Raw genomic sequence first — 2276 nt, forward strand, 5'->3', positions numbered from 1 at the left:
GTTAGACAAACAATTCCTCCTTAGCTCAGTTGGTAGAGCGACGGACTGTTAATCCGCAGGTCGCTGGTTCGAGCCCAGCAGGAGGAGCCATATATGGCATTGATAAGAAACACTTATCAATTAGGTGAGCCGACTTAGCTCAGTAGGTAGAGCAACTGACTTGTAATCAGTAGGTCACCAGTTCGATTCCGGTAGTCGGCACCATAAAAATTTATTCCTCCTTAGCTCAGTTGGTAGAGCGACGGACTGTTAATCCGCAGGTCGCTGGTTCGAGCCCAGCAGGAGGAGCCACATTAAAAATCCACATCATATGATGTGGATTTTTTTTACCTCAAATAAGCTCATATACCCAAGCATTTTAAATAGCTTGGGTAGCCCCTTTGTCTTTAGTCTATACCACCAAGGCAAATATACTTAGTCTCTAAGTACTCACTTAGCCCCTGCCTTGCTCCCTCTCGCCCAACGCCTGACTCTTTCATTCCACCAAATGGAGCCACTTCTGTAGAGATAATTCCTTCATTAATGCCTACCATGCCATACTCCAAACACTCACTAAATTTAATGATGCGCTTTAAGCTATCGGTATAAAAGTAACCCGCTAGGCCATACTCGGTATCATTAGCCATTTCAATAACCTGATCATCGTCTTCAAAACTTATAACGGGTAAAACTGGACCGAATAATTCTTGTTGAACGATCGCCATACTTTGTTCGACATTATCTAGGATAACAGGCTCCATAAAGCGCCCAGAGAGGCTCTGTGGTTGATTAAGCAATACAGCTCCATCTCGGGTTGCTTGTTCGATCAAAGACTCAAGACGTTGCTTGGAAGTCATATTAATTAAAGGGCCTAACAATGTCCCAGCGTCAAGACCATTACCGACTTTCAACTGTCTCGTTTTGTTTAACAACGTTGTTAGAAATGCTTCTTTTACATCGCGATGGACATACAGTCGATTGGTACAAACACAGGTTTGCCCTGTATTACGAAATTTAGATGCAATTAAGCCATCAGCTGCAGCTTCCAAGTCAGCATCATCAAAAACAATAAATGGTGCATTACCACCAAGCTCCATCGATACATTTTTAACCGTCTCACTCGCTTGTTTCATTAAGATCTTGCCGACACGAGTTGAGCCAGTGAAGGAGATCTTCTTGATCCGAGAATCTGAGCTCAACACTAAACCGAATTCTGCAGACTGTTCAGACACCACGGTAGACAGTAACGATTTTGGAATACCTGCTTGGTAAGCCAGTTCCACTACTACCAAAGCCGTTAGAGGTGTTAGTTCTGAAGGTTTGATGATCATCCCACAACCAGCCGCTAAAGCAGGAGCTGCTTTTCTCGTGATCATTGCCATAGGAAAGTTCCACGGTGTAATCGCCGCACATACACCTACGGGCTGCTTGATAGTAGAAAGGCGTCTATCCGACGAAGGAGTAGGAATCACTTCCCCATAAGCTCGCTTAGCTTCCTCTGCGAACCACTCGACAAATGAGGCTCCATAAGCGACCTCACCACGGCTTTCCGCAAGGGGTTTTCCTTGTTCTAAAGTAATAATATGGGCAATGTCCTCCATGTGCTCCATAAGTAATTGATACCATTTCTTAAGAGATACTGAACGAGCTTTAGCACTATATTTAGCCCATTCTTTTTGAGCAGCCTTACACGCTTCTATTTGTGCGTCGAGTTCACCTAGCGTGCTCGGTTTCAAGCGAATTAACTCCTGCTCTGTAGCAGGATTAGTAATCGCGATTCCATTTCCACCGAGAAAAGACAGTCTTTTAAATAAGGCTTTTAACGTTTCACTTTGTATCTGTTGCAGCATTAATTCGCACTCCCCAAAAAGAAGTTCATTTGAGTCTATTTTTCTAACAAGCCATTGTAACGAAAACAAAGTGAACTTCAGCAAGAAGGGAAGAAATCGTGACTAGACTAAGAGTCTCCCACATGCCGGGTTATTTCTTTAAAATAAATGGTGGAACGGCTAAGCTTGCGCTCAATTAGACTCGCACGCAAGCGGGACTCGTTGGTCATAGACCAAGATAACATCGTATATACGAAAAGACCCTAGCATTTCTGCTAGGGCCTGGAGTAAGTGGCGGACGTCTGGGGTTGAGGGCAACCGGGACTCATTGGCCGTAGACCAAAATAACATCACAAAAACGAAAAGACCTCAGCATTTCTGCTGAGGCTTGGAATAAGTGGCGGAGCGGCCGGGGTTGCGGGCAACCGGGACTCATTGGTCGTAGACCAAAATAATACCGCAAATACG

Annotated in this window: 1 protein-coding gene and 3 tRNA genes; 3 read left to right on the plus strand and 1 reads right to left on the minus strand. The window is 44.6% G+C overall.

Annotation, left to right across the window (positions count from 1 at the left end; all coding sequences use genetic code 11):
- Positions 1 to 14: 14 nt before the first annotated feature.
- From VSA01S_RS19520 to VSA01S_RS19530, 3 genes are all read left to right on the plus strand, one after another.
- Positions 15 to 90: transfer RNA gene (locus VSA01S_RS19520), tRNA-Asn, on the plus strand.
- A gap of 38 nt (positions 91 to 128) precedes the next feature.
- A tRNA-Thr gene (locus VSA01S_RS19525) sits at positions 129 to 204 on the plus strand.
- Between the two features lie 11 nt (positions 205 to 215).
- Positions 216 to 291, plus strand: a tRNA-Asn gene (locus VSA01S_RS19530).
- 95 nt (positions 292 to 386) lie between these two features.
- On the opposite strand, the gene VSA01S_RS19535 is transcribed toward VSA01S_RS19530, so the two are convergent.
- On the minus strand, positions 387 to 1829 hold the full coding sequence (locus VSA01S_RS19535; protein WP_083932313.1) for an NAD-dependent succinate-semialdehyde dehydrogenase: 1443 nt from the start codon (positions 1827 to 1829) through the stop codon (positions 387 to 389).
- Between the last annotated feature and the right edge of the window lie 447 nt (positions 1830 to 2276).

Source organism: Vibrio sagamiensis NBRC 104589 (assembly GCF_007990935.1).
Classification (GTDB): Bacteria; Pseudomonadota; Gammaproteobacteria; order Enterobacterales; family Vibrionaceae; genus Vibrio; species Vibrio sagamiensis.